This is a genomic window from Reyranella sp. CPCC 100927 (assembly GCF_007859315.1).
GTDB lineage: Bacteria > Pseudomonadota > Alphaproteobacteria > Reyranellales > Reyranellaceae > Vineibacter.
On the sequence record NZ_VOHA01000005.1, the window covers coordinates 151,655 to 169,265 of the forward strand.

Genomic DNA, 17,611 nt, shown 5'->3' on the forward strand with positions numbered 1-17,611 from the left:
CTGGAGGCTGATCGTGACACCTTCGCGGACTGGTTGAGGGCGTGTGGAGTGGATTGGGGCGCAGCGAGCGTACGATGACCAATGCCATCGTTGAGGGCCGGCTATCGGCCATTCAGAACCTTTTGATGGAAGTTCATAGGGGCGGCCGGGGGTCGTCGTCTTCCAGCAAGGGGCGGGAGCGTGAGAGCTTTATCGACTTGGTCTTGTCCAATGTAATCCCGCCGTCCTTCCGGGTGGGAACGGGGGACATCACCGACGTTCACGGGGAGCGAAGCGGCCAGCTTGATATCGTCATCGAGTACGGCGGATCCTTGTCGTTCCCCTTGTTCTCCGGGGTGGCGCCACGCCTCTACCTTGCAGAGAGCGTCTGTGCGGTCGTCGAGGTTAAATCCGACCTCATGGGCCAGTGGTCCGAGGTGCAACAGACGGCAGAAGCGCTACACAAGCTGCAGCGTGACGCTGGAGCGACAGCCACGGTCGGCCGATCTCCGACGCGGCATGTTCCGTTGTTTGCGGTCGGATACCAGGGATGGAAAGGTGAAGACACCGTGGCGGCAAAGGTCGCAGAGGCTGGGCTCGATGGCGCTCTCGTCATCGGCAGCGGAGTCTTTTGCGCTCGTTCGGTCGATGGCCACGGCACAACGAGGACAACACGGGCGACGGGCCCATGGGCGCTCTATGGGCTACTCTTGGAGATTGAATCCCTGATCAGTTCATTGTTGCACGCGAAACCGATGTTCGCTGCGTACTACGGTGGGTGGAAGCGGTCAGAAATTTTTGATTCAGCAGTACAACAGGGGTGACTGACCTCAGATACTCAGAAGAGGATTGTGCGGTGACGTACTACCTAGAAATCTATGAGTCGGGCAGCTTCGACGATGTCCTCGTCAGCTATCAGAGCGAGACGCCTTTCGGCGCCATAAGCAGAGGTGATCTCCTTAGCTTGATGCTCGAAGGCTACGCTCCTAACTACGTTCTCGAAGTCGTTCAGATAGAGCACTTCATCTTCGGAAGCGTCCCGCACCACAAGATGATGGTGTACACGCGGAAACACGAGAACCTCCGCGAGGTTCGTCAGAAGCTGATCGAACAGGTGTGACCGGCCGGAGCAAAGACCGTTCTGCGCCCGGTCTGATGGCTTCGTCTGTGGGGCACTGGAGAAGGGGCGATGTCAGGAAGGAACTTCACAGCCGAGGAAGCAAAGGCAGAACGTGTCCGCCGCATGGGTGAACCATTGGGCGTCGTGTTCGACGCTCTTTGGCAGGACGTCGTTTGGCTACATGTGAAGTGGGAAGAGTACGTCGAGTTGTACGGGAAGCGGCAGAGCCGTGTGGAGATACTCAACAGGTCCGCGCCCCTCTTTTTCCGAGTCGTTCAAGACGTGCTGTGGGCCGACACGCTGCTTCACATCGCCCGACTGACCGACGAACCGAACTCATACGGCAAGCCGAAGCTGACCATCAAAACGCTTCCGCCATTGATAGCCGACTACAACGGGAGAGCGACGGTCAACAAACTGGTCAACGCGGCTCTGTTGACCACCGCCTTCGCCCGCGACTGGCGAAACAGGTGGATTGCCCACACTGATCTTGCGCTGGCCACCGAAAGGGCGTCCGCCGTTCCTTTAGAAGGTGCGAGCCGACTGAAGGTCAAGGATACCGTCGCTGCGATAGCCGATGTGCTCCGAGAAGTGGAACGGCAGCACGGAGGCGGCGACCTGATGTTCTCGCCTGTAGGCTCAGCAACCGGCGGAGAGCGGTTACTTCGCCTCGTTGATGCTGGCCTGAAAGCGGAAGCCGAGCGGTTCGAGAGGCGCAGGAATGGGACTGCGCAAAGGGAGGACTGGGAACCTCCTGAGATTTAAGCAGGCACGTCGCACTGCCTACCATAGACTGCCTACCACTGCCTACCGTGTCAGTTCTCTAAGTCTTTGATATTAAATAATTTATGTGGTCGCACTAGATGTGGCTCCGGAGGAGGGATTCGAACCCCCGACCCGGCGGTTAACAGCCGCCTGCTCTACCACTGAGCTACTCCGGATCACATGTCGCGAACGGGTGTGGTCACCGTCCGAGAGCGCGGCTTTTTACAGACACCGCCTTGCGTTGCAAGGGGTTTTTCCGTTGCCGCATCCCTTTGCGCGCGTGGAGGCCCGAGCCGGAATCGAACCGACATAAAAGGATTTGCAGTCCTCTGCATAGCCATTCTGCCATCGGGCCGGCGCGTTTGGCCTGCGGGGTATAAGGCGTTGCCCCGTGCAGGGTCAAGATCGAGGGATAAGACATTGTCCGCAGCGGCGTTGCTCCCGGGGGGAGCCCCGTTTATAACCGCCGCGTCGCAACGCTGCCGTTGAGTTCCATGCCGACCGACTTCGCTCTTGCCCGCCGCAACATGGTGGAGGGCCAGCTCCGGCCCAACCAGATCGTGCATCCCGTCCTGCTGGATGCCCTGGCGGCGCTGCCGCGCGAGCGCTTCCTGCCCGATGCGCGGGCGGCGCTCGCGTACGCCGACGAGGCGGTGCCGCTGGGCGAGGGCCGCTACCTGATGGAGCCGACGGCGCTGGCACGCCTGGTCCAGATGACGCAGCCCGGGGAAAAAGACCGCGCCCTGGTGGTTGGCGCCGGGCCCGGCTACGGCGCCGCCGTCCTGGGACGGCTGGTGGCGTCGGTCGTGGCGCTGGAATGCGATGCCGCGCTGGCACAGCGCGCGCGCAGCGTTCTGCCGGCCCTGGGGACTGCCAACGTGTCGGTGGTCGAGGGGCCGCTCGCCGCCGGCCATGCCGCCAAGGCGCCTTATGACATCATCCTGATCGAAGGCGCCGTGCCGGCCATTCCCGACACGCTGACCGCCCAACTGGCGGAAGAGGGACGCTTGGTCGCGATTGTCGGCGGTGGTGTTCCCGGCTACCCCGGGCAGGCTCACCTGGGCCGCAAGGTCGGTGGCGTGTTCTCGTCACGGCCGGTTTTTGATGCCGGTACGCCGGCGCTGCCGGGCTTTGCCGCGCCGGCGCGGTTCGTTTTTTAGGCAGGCTTGGCGGTCTCGGCGCCGAATGGTCGCCAATTGATCGCGGTGCGGCCGCATATGCCGCTACCGTGCACCCAAACGTCGATGTTAGACTGTTCCCGGCATGCGCAGGCGGCTGGGCACCCGTTTGCGGATCGATCGGCAAAAAGGGGAACCCTTTGATGCGTTCGCGTACCGGCGTTAATCGGATCGTCCGCAGCCTCGCGCCCTGGGTGCTGGCCGCCAGCGCGACAATGCCGCTGGCTGGAGCGCACGGCCAGACACTGATCGAAGCGTTTGTTTCGACATACAATTCCAACCCCGACCTGCTGGCCCAGCGGGCTCGGCTGCGCCAGGTCGACGAGACCGTAAACCAGGCCTTGGCCGGCTGGCGGCCGGTCATCCGCGGCCAGGGCGAAATCGGCATCAACAAGCAGAACAGCTCGCTGCGTAATCCGCGCGAACAGGAACTGCGGCCGAACAACTACGCGCTCAGCGTCACCCAGCCGCTGTTTCGCGGCGGCAAGACCGTCGCCCAGACGCGCAGCGCCGAATCCGACGTCCTGGCCGAGCGCGCCACCCTGACCGACCGCGAGCAGGCGGTGCTGCTGGGCACCGTGAGCTCCTACAGCGACGTGGTGCGCGACGACGCCACCGTGCTGCTGCGGCGCAATAACGTCCGCGTGCTGCAGGAACAGCTGGCGGCCACCAATGCCCGGTTCCGGGTGGGTGAGCTCACCCGTACCGACGTGGCGCAGGCCGAATCGCGGCTGGCGCGTTCGCAGTCGGACCTGACGGCGGCGGAGGCCCAGGCGGCCAATTCGCGTGCGGCCTACCAGCGCGTGGTCGGTGCGCGGCCGGGACCCAAGCTGCAGGAAGCACCGCTGATGAACACGGTGCCGACCGGCGAGGACCAGGCGGTCGCGATCGGGCTGGAAGCCGCGCCGCGCGTGATCGCCGCCAAGCACCGCATCGCCAGCGCCAACTACGCCATCGACAATGCCATCGGCGACCTGCTGCCCACGGCGCAGGTCGTCGGCACCGTATCGCGTGCTTTCGATCAGCAGGTCAGGAAGGACCACCTCTACTCCTACTCGCTGCGTGGGCAGGTGACGGTGCCGCTATATCAGAACGGCGCCGAGTACAGCCGGGTCCGCCAGGCCAAGCAACTGCACGGCCAGCGCCAGAACGAGCTCGACAGCGCCCGACGGCAATCGGCCGAGGCGGTGATCCGTGCCTTCCGCCTGTTCGAGGCGGCCCGCGCCCGGGTCGACTCGATCAGCGCCCAGGTGCGCGCGGCACAGGTGGCGCTCGATGGCGTGCGCCAGGAAGCGCAGGTCGGATCGCGCACCACGCTCGACGTGCTCAACGCCGAGCAGGAATTCCTCGACGCTCAGGTGCAGCTGGTATCGGCGCGGCGCGACATGGTGGTCGGCCACTACACCCTGATCAGCGAACTCGGACAGCTCACCGCCCGTCAGCTGCGGCTGCCGGTCGTGTATTACGACGAGGAGAAATATTACAAGAGCGTGCGCGACTCCTGGATCGGCCTCGGCAGCAACTGAGCCGGAGGGAATCGCGATGGCCGACGGCAAGCCGCATCAGGACCCATCGATGGACGACATCCTGTCGTCCATCCGCCGCATCATTCAGGAGGACGGCAGTCGCCAGGCGGACGCGGCGGTCAAGCCGTCCGTGGCCGCAAAAGGGGATACCATGGCGAGCCCGCCGCCACGTCCCGCTGCCGCCGCGGTGCGGCAGGACGATGTCCTGCTGTTGACCGACCTGGTCGACGATCCCGACGCAGCACGGGGCGCTGCACCGGCGCCTGCAACCGCGCGAGCATTGGCCTCGAATCCGATTTCATCGGCGATGGACCGCTTGGCCCGTGCCGTCGAGGCGGCGAGCCCGCCGGTGGTGGCGGAGACGCCGGCACCTGTCGCCAGCGCCGGGGGCCCTACGCTGGAAGACGTCGTGAAGGACGCGCTGCGGCCGATGCTGCAGGCGTGGCTCGACAAGAACCTGCCGGAGCTGGTCGAGCGCATCGTCGAACGCGAGGTCCAGCGCCTGACACAGCGCTGAGGGCTGGAGAGCGCAACCGTTCCGTCCCGCGCTCCCAGAGGGGCTACAGCCGCCGTTTCTTGCTCGAGATGACGCCGCTTGAGATGCCGTGCCATTCGAGTTTGCCGATCAGCCGGCTATGCTCGATCTTGGGACAGCGGTTCATCACCACCCGCAGCCCGGCTGCCTCGGCGCGGCGCGCCGCCTCATCGTTGCGCACGGTCAGCTGCATCCAGACGATCTTGGCGCCGTGGGCGATGGCGGCATCGGTGACCGGGCCGGCGGCCTCGGAACTGCGGAAGATGTCGACCATGTCGACGCGCTCGGGCAGGTCGTCGAGGCTGGCATAAACAGCCTGGCCCAGGATCTGCTGGCCGACGGCACCCGGATTGACCGGATAAACCTTGAAGCCGTGGTCCAGCAGGTACTTCATCGCGAAATAGCTCGGTCGGTTCCAGTTGGCCGAGGCGCCGACCATGGCGATGCTCTTCACGTCGCGCAGGACCTGGCGCATGTAGGCATCATCGTAGCGGTCATGATCGACCGCCACGGGAGCGACCGGAGCAGGGGATCCATCCATGGTCTCAGCGCCCGGTCCACTCCGGCTGGGCCTTCTTGTTGACGAAGGCGTCGATGCCGATCTTGGCGTCCTCGCGCATCATGCCGCCGGCCATGAAGGCGCTAGCGTAGGCATAGGCCTGCTCGAGATCCATCTCCATATGCTTGTGGAACAGCTCCTTGCCCTGGGCCAGCACCAGCGGCGACTTGGTGGCGATGTGCTGCGCCAATGCCATGGTGGCGGCATCGAGTTCGGCCGGCGGTACGACGCGGCTCACCAGGCCGTCGCGCAGCGCCGTCTCGGCGCTGACCGGCTCGCCGGTGAACAGCATGTCGAGCGCACGCTTGGAGCCGATGTTGCGGCCCAAGGGCACCGAGGGCGTGCCGCAGAACAGGCCGATATGCACACCCGGCGTTGCGAACTTGGCATCGCTGGCGGCGACGGCCAGGTCGCATGCCGCGACCAGCTGGCAGCCGGCCGCCGTGGCCACAGCGTGCACCTTGGCGATCACCGGCTGCGGCAGCTTGCGGATCTTCATCATCATGGCGCTGCACTTCGTCACCAGATCGAAGTGGAACGCGTACTCGGTGCTGGAGCGGATCTCGCGCAGGTCGTGACCGGCCGAGAAAGCGCCCCCATTGGCCTGGATGACGACGACGCGCACCGTCTTGTCGTTCATCAGCCGTTCGAACTCGGCATCCAGCGCCGCAATCAGCTCGCCCGAAAGGGCGTTCATGGCCTGGGGGCGGTTGAGGGTAAGGACGGCGACCCGGCCTTCGTCCTGGCGCAGTAGCACCGGTTCGTTCGATGCCGGGGCGGCGGTTTTCACGGTCGCGGTGGGGGCGGCGGTCATAGGCAACTCCAACAGGCGGCGCCCTGCAATGTGCGCCGGGCGATCTTCCGGCGTGCCGGTCGCGCTGTCCAGAACCGGCGCGGCGACAATTTCGCATGATCGATACGCAAGATCATCCGAATGAAGGACGTCGCTGTGCGCCGAACGTCGTACCCTTCCGGGCGATGCCAATTTTTGATCGGATTTCTGTGATTTAAGGCTGGTTAATAATCTAATTTCTAAGTTTAGAATCAGCTTCTAATTATATGATTTTAATCAAAACTTACCGCAATATTGCAATTGACATTTCACTTTAATAGATGAGATATTGAGGACCTGGCCGATAACGGCAGGGGGAGATCTGGACGTCACCGCGCTTGAGGGGGCTTGCGCGCGGTGGCGTCCAGACGCTCAGTTGTTGAGAGCTGAAGCGCCCGTTAGGGTCGTGGCCTTTTCAAGCACGAGCGCGAGGCGATGATGCCGCTGATGGGCGGGCCGGAACTGCTGCAGTTTCTCGACACATCCTTTCCACAATCCAAGCACTTGGGACTGCAGGTCGAGCACATCGATGCGCAGTCGATCCGGTTGCGCATGCCCACCGGCGAACAGCACCTGCGGCCCGGCGGCATCGTGTCGGGGCCGACCCTGATGTGGCTGGCCGACTGCGGCGCCTATCTGCTGATCCTGGCCCAGATCGGGCCGGTGGCAATGGCTGTCACCAGCAGCCTCAATATGAATTTCCTGCGCGCCGGCGAGGGCGGGCGCGACCTGATCGGGCAGGGGCGCCTGCTGAAGCTGGGCCGCCGGTTGGCGGTGACCGACTTCACCATCCTGTCGGATGGCACGGCGGCGCCGATTGCGCAGGCGACGGTGACCTATGCTATTCCGACGCCGCCCCGAAATGGGGTAAAATAATACCACACTTCTAAAAGCCTGATTTTGCGGGCCGGATTGGCCGTGCCCGAGCTCAGGCCGCTTGACACCATTGCCGGCGGGCCGTATTGAGCGCGCCGGTCGGGCGGCCTGCGGGGCGCCCGCGTGCTTTTTTGGATCGGATCATGAAAACCTTCAACATCAAGCCTGCCGACGTGCAGAAGAAGTGGGTGTTGATCGATGCCGACGGGCTGGTGCTCGGCCGGCTCGCCACGATCATCGCCACCCGCCTGCGCGGCAAGCATCTGCCGACCTACACGCCGCACGTCGATTGCGGTGAGAACATCATCGTCATCAACGCCGAGAAGGTCCGCGTCACCGGCAACAAGCTGCGCGACAAGGTCTTCTACTGGCACACCGGCTACCCCGGCGGCATCAAGGAAGCCACCATGGGCCAGCGCCTGGGCGGCAGGTACCCCGAGCGGGTGATCGAGAAGGCGGTCGAGCGCATGATCACGCGCGGGCCCCTGCAGCGCCAGCAGATGAAGAACCTGCGTGTCTTCAAGGGTGCCAGCCACCCCCATGAGGCCCAGCAGCCGATCAAGCTTGATATCGCGGCCATGAACCGCAAGAACGTGAGGGCCGCGTAAGATGGCTGCCGAACCCACGACCCCGACCGCCGGCCTGCGTAAGGCCGTGACCAATCTCGCCGCCCTGTCGTCGTCGCAGGAGCCGGTGCAGCGCACCAAGGAAGTCGACGCCCAGGGCCGGGCCTATGCCACCGGCCGCCGCAAGAACGCGGTGGCCCGTGTCTGGGTGAAGCCCGGCACCGGCAAGATCACGGTCAACGGCAAGGACCAGGTGATCTATTTCGCGCGCCCGACCCAGCGCATGATCATCCAGCAGCCGTTCCAGGTCGCTGGCCGCATCGATCAGTACGACGTCGTTGCCACCGTCACCGGCGGTGGCCTGTCGGGCCAGGCCGGTGCCGTGCGCCACGGCATCTCGCAGGCGCTGACCAAGTACGAGCCGGAGCTGCGCCCGCCGCTGAAGCATGGCGGCTTCCTGACCCGCGACCCGCGCGTGGTCGAGCGCAAGAAGTACGGCAAGGCCGGCGCCCGCCGCAGCTTCCAGTTCTCCAAGCGCTGATCTCATCGGCCTCCCCAACAGGTGTTGGGGAGGCCCTCCGATGCGACGAGGGCGCACCACGGTGCGCCCTTTGTGCTTGTCCTTGGCTTTTGCATGACGCTACGTGGGGTCGCGGCCCTGGCGCTGGGAGCGTCGTCTTCGAATGACCGGGCCGTCCAGCTGCGACACATGACGTCCAACCGCTGGAGGTGCCGTATCGCGATCGGCCCGTCTCAGCTCCCACATGACGAACACCGGACATAGCAGGGTGACGGCTATGAAAGCCGCCCCCGTTGTCAGATCCAGCCGTGCCACGTTGATGAGGGCGCCAAGGGTGCCGAATATCAGGAAGAAATAGCCCAACGCCAGGCGCCACTGTCCCTGACGCGCTCTTGAGAGCAGCATCGAGCCGACCAAGAATGCCGGTGCGCATAAGGCCAGCCCGAACACGGCGCCGAGCACGTAGATCACCGGATTCCCCCTTATGATCCCCCGACCCCCAGGAGCCGGCGTCTCCAGCGTGCCATGCTGTGTCGTCTCTAGAAAGGCCGCCTCAATGCGCGGCGCCGGGCTCCTGCATCAGCTCGACCAGAACGCCGCCCATGTCCTTGGGATGCACGAAGATCACGGGAACGCCGTGCGCGCCGATGCGTGGCACGCCATTGTTCAGGACCGTGGCGCCCTTGGCCTTCATATCGTCGCGGGCGGCAATGATGTCCTTCACCTCGAAGCACACATGGTGCTGCCCGCCCTTGGGATTCTTCGCCAGGAAGGCCGTGATGGGGGAGTTGTCGCCATACGGCTCGATCAGCTCGATCTGCGAATTCGGCAGATCGACGAAGCAGACCCAGACGCCCTGTTCAGGCATGGCTTTCTTGGCGGTCACCTTGGTGGCCCCCAGAACCTCGGTGTAGAGCCGTACCGACTCTTCGATCGAAGGGGTAGCGACACCCACATGGTTGAGCCGGCCGATCATGGGAAAACCTCGTGCAAGGGAAGCGATGAGGCCCGGAAATTCCCTGCCCGCCGGAAGCAAGTCAAGTCGATCCGCGTGGGTTCCTATCGGCAGGAGCAGGAGTCGCCCTCCTTCTTGCGCAGGTTCTTTTCCACCCAGTCCCGGGCATCAGGGCCGAACTCGAAGTTTGGGCCGATGATGCAGATTGTCGAGTCGTCGCGGCCACTTTTCATCTGCGACAGAGGCCGCATGTCGATCACGATGCGATCGTTGCGACAGTAGATGTACCAGGCCGCGTGTGCGGTCTGCGGCAGCAATGCCACAAGCAGGATCATCATGAACAGGCGCACCGTTGACCTCCCTCGATACGGGTGAGCCATCATTTAAATCACGGTTAGCGATACCCTGCCTCTTTCGATTTCTTATGGCATCGATAAGCAAAGAAAATGGGCGCCCTGTGGGGCGCCCATTCTGCAATTTGCGCGTGGCGCTTCAGGCCGCCAGATCGAGCATCACTTCGAGGTTCTGCACGGCCGCGCCCGAGGCGCCCTTGCCGAGATTGTCCAGGCGTGCCGAGAGGATCACCTGGCCGTACGTCTCGTTGCCGTGGACGCGCAGTTCCATGCGGTCGGTTTCGTTGAGCGCTTCCGGTTCCATCCGGTCGCTCGCCTTGTCGGCCGTGTTGACCGGCACGACGCTGATGCGCGAACTGCCGCGGTAGTGCTCGATCAGCACCGCTTCCAGGTCGCGCGCGGTCGGCTTGCCGATCAGCGTGTCGAGGTGCAGCGGCACGTCGACGATCATGCCCTGGCGGTAGTTGCCCACCGACGGAACGAAAATCGGCCGGCGGGTGAGCCCGCTGTACACCTGCAACTCGGGCACGTGCTTGTGCTCCATGCGCAGGCCATAGACCTCGAACGCCGGCGCCGTGCCGCCTTCGAAGGCCTCGATCATGCTCTTGCCGCCGCCGCTGTAGCCGCTGACGGCCTGGACGATCAGCGGGTAGTCCTTGGGCATGATGCCGGCATCGACCAGCGGTCGCACCAGCGCGATGCCACCGGACGGGTAGCAGCCCGGGTTGGCGACCTTGCGCGCGGCGCGGATCGCCGCCGGCTGCGCCGGGGTGAGCTCGGGGAAGCCGAACACCCAGCCCGGCGCGACGCGGTGCGCGGTGCTGGCGTCGAGCACGCGGGGCGCTTTGTCGCCAAGGGAGTCGGCGATGGTGACGGCCTCGCGGGCGGCATCGTCGGGCAGGCACAGCACGACGACGTCGACCTCGGCCATCACGGCACGGCGCGCCTCAGGGTCCTTTCGTCGCTCGGCGGAGACGCTCTTGACCTCGATGCCCGACACCGCGCGCAGACGCTCGCGAATGCCGAGCCCGGTCGTGCCGGCCTCGCCGTCGATGAAGACACTGGGCTTGTTCGCCATGCTGGCCATCTCGAACTCCTGAACCTCCTTGATCCTGCGCCCAAAGGCGCGACGCATACATACGCTGCCTGCGCCATGCGTCAAGGGACGTACACTGCCGGCCGACATTGCTTCCGCCCGCGAGGCGCGAAAGAGGGCACCGACGGCGCCTTGAGTCCCCGCCGCCGTTGTCCGACAATTGCGTGACAGGGTGATGAACGGACGATGGAGTGACGACATGGACCTGCGATTCACGGCCGAGGAGCTCGCGTTCCAGCGCGAGGTGCGCGACTGGATCGCGGCCAACATGCCCAAGGAAGTGGCCGAGGAGTCGCGCCGCAGCCGTAGCTCCCATGTCTCACGCGAGCGGCTGGTGCAGTGGCAGCGGATCCTCGCCTCGCGCGGCTGGCTGTGCCCCAACTGGCCCCAGGAGCATGGCGGGCCGGGCTGGAATTCGACGCAGAAGTTCATCTTCGAGATGGAGATGGCACGCGCCGATTCGCCGTACCTGTCGTCGTTCAGCATCAAGATGGTGGCACCGGTGCTGATGAAGTACGGCAGCGAGGCGCAGAAGAAGCGCTTCCTGCCCAAGATCGCCGCCGCCGAGGAACTGTGGTGCCAGGGCTACTCCGAGCCGGGCTCGGGCTCGGACCTGGCGTCGCTGCGCACGCGCGCGGTGCGTGAGGGCGACCACTACGTCGTCAACGGCCAGAAGATCTGGACCACCAACGCCCACTGGGCCGACTGGATCTTCTGCCTGGTGCGCACGTCGGGCGAGGGCAAGCCGCAGGAGGGCATCTCCTTCCTGCTGATCGACATGAAAAGCCCGGGCATCAAGGTCGATCCGATCTACCTGGGCGACGGCACGCGGGCGCCGGGCCGCCACGAGGTCAACCAGGTGTTCTTCACCGACGTCAAGGTGCCGGTCGAGAACCGCGTCGGCGAGGAGAACAAGGGCTGGACCTACGCCAAATACCTGCTGGAGTTCGAGCGCGGCGGGCAGGCCTACGGGCCGCGCCTGCGCAAGGCCTACCGCCACCTGGAGGAACTCGCCGCGACGCAGACCAAGGACGGCCGCAAGCTGCCCGACGATCCGACGTGGCGCGAGAAGATGGCGGCGCTGGAGATCGAGATCGATGCCGTGGAGATGAACGAGCTCAGCTTCTACAGCTCGCTCAAGACCGGCGACACGCCGGGCTTCATGGCCTCGGTGGTGAAGATGCGCGGCACCGAGGCCGGCCAGAAGGTCACCGAGCTTGCCGTCGAGGCCGTCGCCAACTACGCGCAGCCCTTCACCGAACTGCGCAACTACGACTCCAATATCGTGCCGGTGGGCGGCGAGTACGTCGATGATGCCGCGCCGCGCTACGTCAACCAGCGCAAGACCACGATCTACGGCGGCTCCTCGGAGGTCCAGCGCAACATCATGGCCAAGGCGCTGCTGGGGTTGTGAGAGCCACAGCGCGCCGGCGGCGCGCTGCCGTCACGCCATGTAGCCGCCGTCGACGATGAGCGGGCTGCCGATCATGAACGAGGCGGCGTCGGAGCACAGCCAGAGGACGGCGTTGGCGATCTCCTCGGGCGTCCCGATGCGCCCGCGTGGCGTCTGGCGAATGATGTCGGCCGCGGCCGCGGGATCGTTCAACCACCGTGCGACGGGTGGCGTATCGACCCAGCCGGGACAGACGGCCGTGATGCGCAGGCCGCTGGATGCGTGTTCCAGTGCGGCGCTCTTGGTCAGGCCCAGCACGCCGTGCTTGGCGGCGGCATAGGCGCCGCCGCCGGGGAAGGGATAGGCGCGCAGGCCGTCGACCGACGCGTTGTTGACGATCACACCGCCGCCGCCCGCCAGCATGACGGGGATCTGCTGGCGCATGCAGAGGAACACCGACGTCAGGTAACCGTCGATGGCCTTGCGCCAGGTGTCCTCGCTCATCGTTGCGATCGGGCCGCCGCCACCGCTGCTGCCGCCGTTGTTGAACGCGTAGTCGAGGCGGCCATGGCGAGCCTGGACCTGCTCGATCAGCGCGGCGACCGACGCGCCGTCCGCCGTATCGCAGGTGATCCAGGATACCGGCGCGTCGTCGGGAAACAGGCGCAGTGCTGCCTGAGCGCGTGCCTCGTCGCGGCTGGCCAGGACCACGACCGCGCCCTCGCGGGTGAAGGCCTGCCCCGCGGCAAGGCCGATGCCGCTGGTGCCACCGGTCACGACGACAACCTTGCTTCGCATCTCGGGATAGCGGCGAACGGGTTGCTCGGCTGGCATGTGATCTCCTTGGGAAACGAGTGCGATCGCGATGTACCTGTGGTTGCAGCGATCGCACTGCGATCGGCCGGCCCGGGCAACCGCTGTTTGAGCACCGTGGTGAATCAAGCTGTATAAACGTTCACTAGACACCACCACGAACTAGTTTCACAATTTGGTCAAACGATCAGAACACCCACGGGAGTGAAGCGGATCACCAAGGCGGAGGGAGCACATGAAAAACAGGAGCCGCGACGGATGACGGTGTAGGCGGCCGTGCGTGTCGCCTAATCCACGATCCGCTCATCAGGCGCAGTTCCGTCAACAAACACGTTCACGCATCACACTGCAGTGCGCCGAAAGCGCCGGTCCAACGTGCCGGCGAGCGGATGGGCGCGTGGTCGAATGTAACGGCATCCTGGAGATGAGAGGGAGGGGAGCATGAGACAACTGCTCTTTGGAGCAATGGTAGCGGCGCTGGTGCCCGTGGGGGCGTACGCGCAGACCGCGGCGGATCTGGCGAAAGGCCAGAACGATACGCGCAACGTCCTGAACTACGGGATGGGCTACGATCTGCAGCGCTACAGCAAGCTGACCAAGATCAACAAGACCAACGTCAAGAAGCTGGTGCCGCTGTGGCATTACAGCCTCGACGACAACCGGGCCGAGGAATCGCAGCCCATCGTCCACAACGGCGTGATCTACATCACGACCAACGCCGCCACGATGGCGATCGAGGCGAAGACCGGCAAGCAGCTGTGGAAGGTCAAGGTCGAGTATCCGCCGGAGACGCCGCGCATCGTGTGCTGCGGCATCATCAATCGCGGCGTGGCGATCTATGACGGCAAGCTGTTCCGCACCACGCTCGACGCCCATGTCCAGGCACTCGACGCCAAGACCGGCAAGGAGCTGTGGAAGGTCAAGGCGGCCGAATTCAAGGAAGGCTATTCGATGACCGTGGCGCCGCTCGTCGCGGACGGCGTGGTGATCACCGGCATCTCGGGCGCCGAGTTCGGCACCCGCGGCTTCATCGACGGCTGGGATCCGGCGACCGGCAAGCGGCTGTGGCGCACGCACTCCATTCCGCTGCCGGGTGAGCCGGGCGGTGATACCTGGCCGGGCGATACGGCCAAGATCGGTGGCGGCTCGACCTGGATCACGGGGTCGTATGACACGGAGACCAAGACGGTCTACTGGGGCATCGGCAATCCGGGCCCGTTCAACGCCGCCGTGCGCAAGGGCGACAATCTCTACACCAACTCGGTGCTGGCGCTCGATCCGCAGACCGGCAAGATCAAGTGGCACTACCAGTTCTCGCCCAACGATCCGTTCGACTACGACTCGGTCGCCGAGATGGTGTTGGCCACGCTCAACATCGGCGGCAAGCCGACCAAGGTCATCCTCACCGCCAACCGCAACGGCTTCTTCTACGTCATCGACCGTGCGACGGGTAAGCCGCTGGCGGCCAACAAGTATATCGCGAACGTGAACTGGGCGAGCGGCATCGACCTGAAGACGGGCCGGCCGATCGAGACCGACGTTCCGCGCAAGGCGCGCGCCGGCGAGCAGGTCGAGGTGCAACCCTCGCTGCTGGGTGGCAAGAACTGGCAGCCGATGTCCTACAATCCGGCCAAGAACCTGGCCTACGCCAACACGCTGAACTTCGGCCTCAACTACAAGGCCATTCCGGCGGAGTGGAAGGTCGGCGAATGGTACCTGGGCATCGACCTGAGCCTGGGCTTCGTCTGGCCCAAGGACGGCCCGCGCGGCTACCTCAAGGCCATCGACCCGATGACCGGCAAGTCCAAGTGGGAAGTGCCGAGCGCCATTCCGCGCTTCTCCGGCGTGCTCTCGACCGCCGGCGGCCTCGTCTTCAGCGGCCAGCTGACCGGCGAGTTCGAGGCGTTCGACGCCGATAACGGCAAGAAGCTGTGGCAGTTCAAGACCGGCTCCGGAATCGAGGGCCAGCCGGTCACCTGGGAGCAGGACGGCGTGCAGTACGTGGCCGTCACCAGCGGCATCGGCGGCGTCTACTCGATCTTCGCCGGTGACGAGCGTCTGGCCGCGGTGCCGCCCGGCGGCTCGCTGTGGGTCTTCGGGCTGCTGCCCGAATAGACGGGAGCGGGCGGCCCTCGACAGGGGCCGCCCTCTTTTTCATTCGAGGGTTTCGATACGATGATGCGGCACTATGCGTTCGTGATGGTGTTCTCAGTGGTTGCAACGATCAGCGTCGGCGCAGCAGCGCAGGACGCCGACAAGGGAAAACAGCTTTACGCCAAAAACTGCCTTCACTGTCACGGCCGCAACATGGTGACTCCCGGCACGGTGGCTTACGATCTGCGGCAGTTCCCCGAGGGCGACAAGCCGCGCTTCGAGGAGTCGGTCACGAAAGGCAAGAAGAACATGCCGCCGTGGGGCGACAAGCTGTCGGCTCAACAGATCGATGATTTGTGGGCCTACGTGCTCACGCGGGGCAAGTGATGCGCAAAGGGCCTGTACGCGCGGCATTCGTGATCGCCGGCACCGTCGCGGCACTGTGCAGTCCCCCGGTGCTCGCCGAGGGCAGCCTCAGGGTATGCCTCAACGAGGACATCCCGCTCTACAGCCTGCACCAGGGCAACGAAGCGAGCGGGTTCGATCTGGCGGTCGCCGAGGCCGTGGCCAAACGGCTCGATCGCAAGCTCGAGATCCAGTGGTTCGAGACCAAGCTGGAGATGGATTCGAGCCTCACCGTTCAGGCCAACGCCCTGCTGTCGGACAAGCGTTGCGATCTTGTCGCGGGCTATCCGCTCATCAAGGGAACGCTCGGCAAGCCGCGCGTCGAAATCGCCCGTCTGCCGGGCTTCGACGGCGGCAAGCCGGAGGACCGCCGCCGCCGCGTGACGCTCGGCACGCTGGTGCCGACCAGACCCTATCACCGCTCGGTCCTGACCATCGTGGTGAACGGCGGGACGGTCACCAAGCCGATTGCGTCCCTGGCCGATCTCGACGGGCTGAAGATCGGCCTCGAAGGTGGCACGCTCGGCGATGCGATCCTGATGACCTACCGCGACGGGCGCTTCGTCAACCAGATCACGCACCTGATTCCCGAGCGGCAGGATCCGCTGGCGATGCTCGACGCCGGCGCCTTCGATGCGACGATGGTCAACCTGCGGCGCCTCGATGCCTACGTTGCCAAGCATCCGGAGACGAAGATCAAGGCCACCGGCTTCTATCACCGCATCGGCGTCAACATGGGCTTTGTCGGGCTTGCCGCCAACGCAGCGCTCATCGAGGCGGTCGACGGCGCCATAGGCGCCCTCGAGCAGCAGGGCGATCTGCCGAAACTGGCCGCCGCGGCGAAGCTGACCTACGTGCCGCCACGAGAGCCGAAGATCTCCGACAATATCGGCATGTCGGATCTCGCCGAGAAATAGCGCGCTGAGGCGAGGGCACGACAAACGCTTCGCGCCGGCCAGTCTGTCGCGCTAGGCTGCGCGCCCGCGGGCTCGCACGGTCAACGGCGCATCCGGATCCGGCAGGCCTGATCGGTTGGGGAGAGACGCATGTCGTTGTGGCGCCAGGCCGCCGTCCTGCTGGCCGCCGTGCTGATCGGCACGATGGCGCTGCCGCCATGGGCGATGGCGCGAGACGTCGTCAGGATCGGCGTCCTGAAGTTCGGCACGGTGAACTGGGAGCTTGACGTCATCAAGACGCATGGCCTCGACCGCCAGGAAAGCGTCGACGTGCAGATCATCGAGTTCGCGGGGCGGGACGCGACGTCCGTCGCACTGCTCGCGGGCAAGGTCGACGTGATCGTCATCGACTGGATCTGGGTGTCGCGGCAGCGCGCCGAAGGCAGCAAGTTCACTTTCGTACCGTTCTCCACGGCGGTCGGCGCCCTGATGGTGCCGGCCGATTCACCGGTGCGGACGTTGGCCGACCTCAAGGGCAGGCGGTTGGGCATTGCCGGTGGGCCGATTGACAAGAGCTGGCTGCTGATTCGCGCCATGGGCCTGTCGCAGGCGGGTGTTGATCTTGACGACATCGTCGACAAGGCCTTTGGCGCGCCGCCGCTGCTCAACGCCCAGGCATTGTCGGGGCGTCTCGACGGCGTCATCACCGCGTGGAACTTCATGGCCGAACTGGAAGCCAAGCGGTTCCGGGCCCTGGTCACGGTTGACGACGCCGTGCAGGCGATCGGTATTTCCGGCGCGTTGCCCCTGCTGGGCTATGTCTTCAACGAAGGCTGGGGCAGGGACCATCGCGAGGCCGTTGCAGGCCTGGTGCGGGCCAGCCGACGGGCCAAGCAGATCCTGGCCGAGTCCGACACCGAGTGGGAGCGCCTGCGGCCGCTGGTCAAGCCGGCCGACGATGCCACCTTCGCCGCGCTGAAGGCCGGTTTTCGCCGCGGCACGCCCGCACGCTGGGGCGAGGCCGAGCGCGCCAATGCCGAACGCGCCTATGCCGTCATGAGCAAGCTCGGCGGCGAGGACCTGGTCGGACGCAGCACTCGGCTGCAGCCCGGCGTCTTCTGGCCTGATGTCACGTACTGATCGATGAGTC

21 protein-coding genes and 2 tRNA genes are annotated in these 17,611 nt (G+C 65.1%); 14 read left to right on the forward strand and 9 right to left on the reverse strand.

What is annotated here, in order from left to right; all coding sequences use genetic code 11:
• The first annotated feature begins 74 nt into the window (after positions 1–74).
• The 3 genes from FQU96_RS16085 (at position 75) to FQU96_RS16095 (ending at position 1,864) form a co-directional block, all read left to right on the forward strand.
• On the forward strand, positions 75–803 hold the full coding sequence (locus FQU96_RS16085) for a DUF6602 domain-containing protein (protein WP_146542322.1): 729 nt from the start codon (positions 75–77) through the stop codon (positions 801–803).
• A 32-nt stretch (positions 804–835) separates the two neighbouring features.
• Complete coding sequence (locus FQU96_RS16090; RefSeq protein WP_146542323.1) at positions 836–1,099, forward strand: hypothetical protein; 264 nt, start codon at positions 836–838, stop codon at positions 1,097–1,099.
• A gap of 69 nt (positions 1,100–1,168) precedes the next feature.
• The gene (locus FQU96_RS16095) at positions 1,169–1,864 is read left to right on the forward strand and encodes a hypothetical protein (RefSeq protein WP_146542324.1); all 696 of its coding nucleotides are present in this window, start codon (positions 1,169–1,171) and stop codon (positions 1,862–1,864) included.
• Between the two features lie 101 nt (positions 1,865–1,965).
• Here the strand turns inward: FQU96_RS16095 and FQU96_RS16100 are convergent.
• Both FQU96_RS16100 and FQU96_RS16105 read right to left on the reverse strand, forming a co-directional pair.
• A tRNA-Asn gene (locus FQU96_RS16100) sits at positions 1,966–2,040 on the reverse strand.
• A 105-nt stretch (positions 2,041–2,145) separates the two neighbouring features.
• Positions 2,146–2,219, reverse strand: a tRNA-Cys gene (locus tag FQU96_RS16105).
• Between the two features lie 139 nt (positions 2,220–2,358).
• On the opposite strand from FQU96_RS16105, the gene FQU96_RS16110 reads away from it, so the two are divergent.
• From FQU96_RS16110 to FQU96_RS16120, 3 genes are all read left to right on the forward strand, one after another.
• The gene (locus FQU96_RS16110; protein ID WP_146542325.1) at positions 2,359–3,024 is read left to right on the forward strand and encodes a protein-L-isoaspartate O-methyltransferase; all 666 of its coding nucleotides are present in this window, start codon (positions 2,359–2,361) and stop codon (positions 3,022–3,024) included.
• Positions 3,025–3,185: 161 nt separating this feature from the next.
• The gene (locus tag FQU96_RS16115; protein WP_146542326.1) at positions 3,186–4,568 is read left to right on the forward strand and encodes a TolC family outer membrane protein; all 1,383 of its coding nucleotides are present in this window, start codon (positions 3,186–3,188) and stop codon (positions 4,566–4,568) included.
• Positions 4,569–4,584: 16 nt separating this feature from the next.
• Positions 4,585–5,085, forward strand: a complete 501-nt coding sequence (locus tag FQU96_RS16120; RefSeq protein ID WP_146542327.1) for a DUF2497 domain-containing protein — start codon at positions 4,585–4,587, stop codon at positions 5,083–5,085.
• A gap of 43 nt (positions 5,086–5,128) precedes the next feature.
• Here the strand turns inward: FQU96_RS16120 and FQU96_RS16125 are convergent, their stop codons facing one another.
• Together FQU96_RS16125 and FQU96_RS16130 are read right to left on the reverse strand one after the other, a co-directional pair.
• Complete coding sequence (locus tag FQU96_RS16125) at positions 5,129–5,644, reverse strand: CoA-binding protein (protein WP_146542328.1); 516 nt, start codon at positions 5,642–5,644, stop codon at positions 5,129–5,131.
• Positions 5,645–5,648: 4 nt separating this feature from the next.
• A complete protein-coding gene (locus FQU96_RS16130) occupies positions 5,649–6,476 on the reverse strand; it encodes an enoyl-CoA hydratase (RefSeq protein WP_146542329.1) in 828 nt (275 codons plus the stop codon).
• Between the two features lie 456 nt (positions 6,477–6,932).
• On the opposite strand from FQU96_RS16130, the gene FQU96_RS16135 reads away from it, so the two are divergent.
• From FQU96_RS16135 to rpsI, 3 genes are all read left to right on the forward strand, one after another.
• On the forward strand, positions 6,933–7,370 hold the full coding sequence (locus tag FQU96_RS16135) for a PaaI family thioesterase (RefSeq protein ID WP_255468371.1): 438 nt from the start codon (positions 6,933–6,935) through the stop codon (positions 7,368–7,370).
• Positions 7,371–7,513: 143 nt separating this feature from the next.
• Positions 7,514–7,978, forward strand: coding sequence for a 50S ribosomal protein L13 (rplM, locus tag FQU96_RS16140; protein WP_146542331.1), 465 nt, complete (start codon positions 7,514–7,516; stop codon positions 7,976–7,978).
• 1 nt (position 7,979) lies between these two features.
• Positions 7,980–8,477, forward strand: a complete 498-nt coding sequence (gene rpsI, locus FQU96_RS16145; RefSeq protein WP_146542332.1) for a 30S ribosomal protein S9 — start codon at positions 7,980–7,982, stop codon at positions 8,475–8,477.
• A 99-nt stretch (positions 8,478–8,576) separates the two neighbouring features.
• On the opposite strand, the gene FQU96_RS16150 is transcribed toward rpsI, so the two are convergent.
• From FQU96_RS16150 to argC, 4 genes are all read right to left on the reverse strand, one after another.
• A complete protein-coding gene (locus FQU96_RS16150; protein WP_146542333.1) occupies positions 8,577–8,927 on the reverse strand; it encodes a hypothetical protein in 351 nt (116 codons plus the stop codon).
• Positions 8,928–9,009: 82 nt separating this feature from the next.
• Entirely contained in the window at positions 9,010–9,432 is a 423-nt protein-coding gene (gene mce, locus FQU96_RS16155; protein WP_146542334.1) for a methylmalonyl-CoA epimerase, read from the reverse strand.
• Positions 9,433–9,515: 83 nt separating this feature from the next.
• Positions 9,516–9,761 carry a hypothetical protein gene (locus FQU96_RS16160; protein WP_146542335.1) on the reverse strand — a complete coding sequence of 82 codons (246 nt, stop codon included), beginning with the start codon at positions 9,759–9,761 and terminating at the stop codon, positions 9,516–9,518.
• 142 nt (positions 9,762–9,903) lie between these two features.
• Positions 9,904–10,851, reverse strand: coding sequence for an N-acetyl-gamma-glutamyl-phosphate reductase (gene argC / locus FQU96_RS16165; protein WP_146542336.1), 948 nt, complete (start codon positions 10,849–10,851; stop codon positions 9,904–9,906).
• A 208-nt stretch (positions 10,852–11,059) separates the two neighbouring features.
• Between argC and FQU96_RS16170 the strand changes: the two genes are divergently transcribed.
• Positions 11,060–12,274 (forward strand): acyl-CoA dehydrogenase family protein, encoded by a 1,215-nt coding sequence (locus tag FQU96_RS16170; protein WP_146542337.1) that lies wholly within the window; start codon positions 11,060–11,062, stop codon positions 12,272–12,274.
• A 30-nt stretch (positions 12,275–12,304) separates the two neighbouring features.
• Here FQU96_RS16170 and FQU96_RS16175 read toward each other — a convergent pair whose 3' ends face one another.
• Positions 12,305–13,087, reverse strand: coding sequence for an SDR family NAD(P)-dependent oxidoreductase (locus FQU96_RS16175; RefSeq protein ID WP_146542338.1), 783 nt, complete (start codon positions 13,085–13,087; stop codon positions 12,305–12,307).
• Between the two features lie 420 nt (positions 13,088–13,507).
• Here FQU96_RS16175 and FQU96_RS16180 point away from each other — a divergent pair, with 420 nt between their 5' ends.
• From FQU96_RS16180 to FQU96_RS16195, 4 genes are all read left to right on the forward strand, one after another.
• Positions 13,508–15,181, forward strand: coding sequence for a methanol/ethanol family PQQ-dependent dehydrogenase (locus tag FQU96_RS16180; RefSeq protein WP_146542339.1), 1,674 nt, complete (start codon positions 13,508–13,510; stop codon positions 15,179–15,181).
• Positions 15,182–15,241: 60 nt separating this feature from the next.
• Positions 15,242–15,547: a cytochrome c gene (locus FQU96_RS16185; protein WP_146542340.1), complete on the forward strand. Its 306-nt coding sequence runs from the start codon at positions 15,242–15,244 to the stop codon at positions 15,545–15,547.
• On the forward strand, positions 15,547–16,482 hold the full coding sequence (locus tag FQU96_RS16190) for an ABC transporter substrate-binding protein (protein ID WP_146542341.1): 936 nt from the start codon (positions 15,547–15,549) through the stop codon (positions 16,480–16,482). The genes FQU96_RS16185 and FQU96_RS16190 overlap by 1 nt, the downstream gene beginning before the upstream one ends.
• Positions 16,483–16,611: 129 nt before the next feature.
• Positions 16,612–17,601 (forward strand): ABC transporter substrate-binding protein, encoded by a 990-nt coding sequence (locus FQU96_RS16195; protein WP_146542342.1) that lies wholly within the window; start codon positions 16,612–16,614, stop codon positions 17,599–17,601.
• The last annotated feature ends 10 nt before the right edge of the window (positions 17,602–17,611 follow it).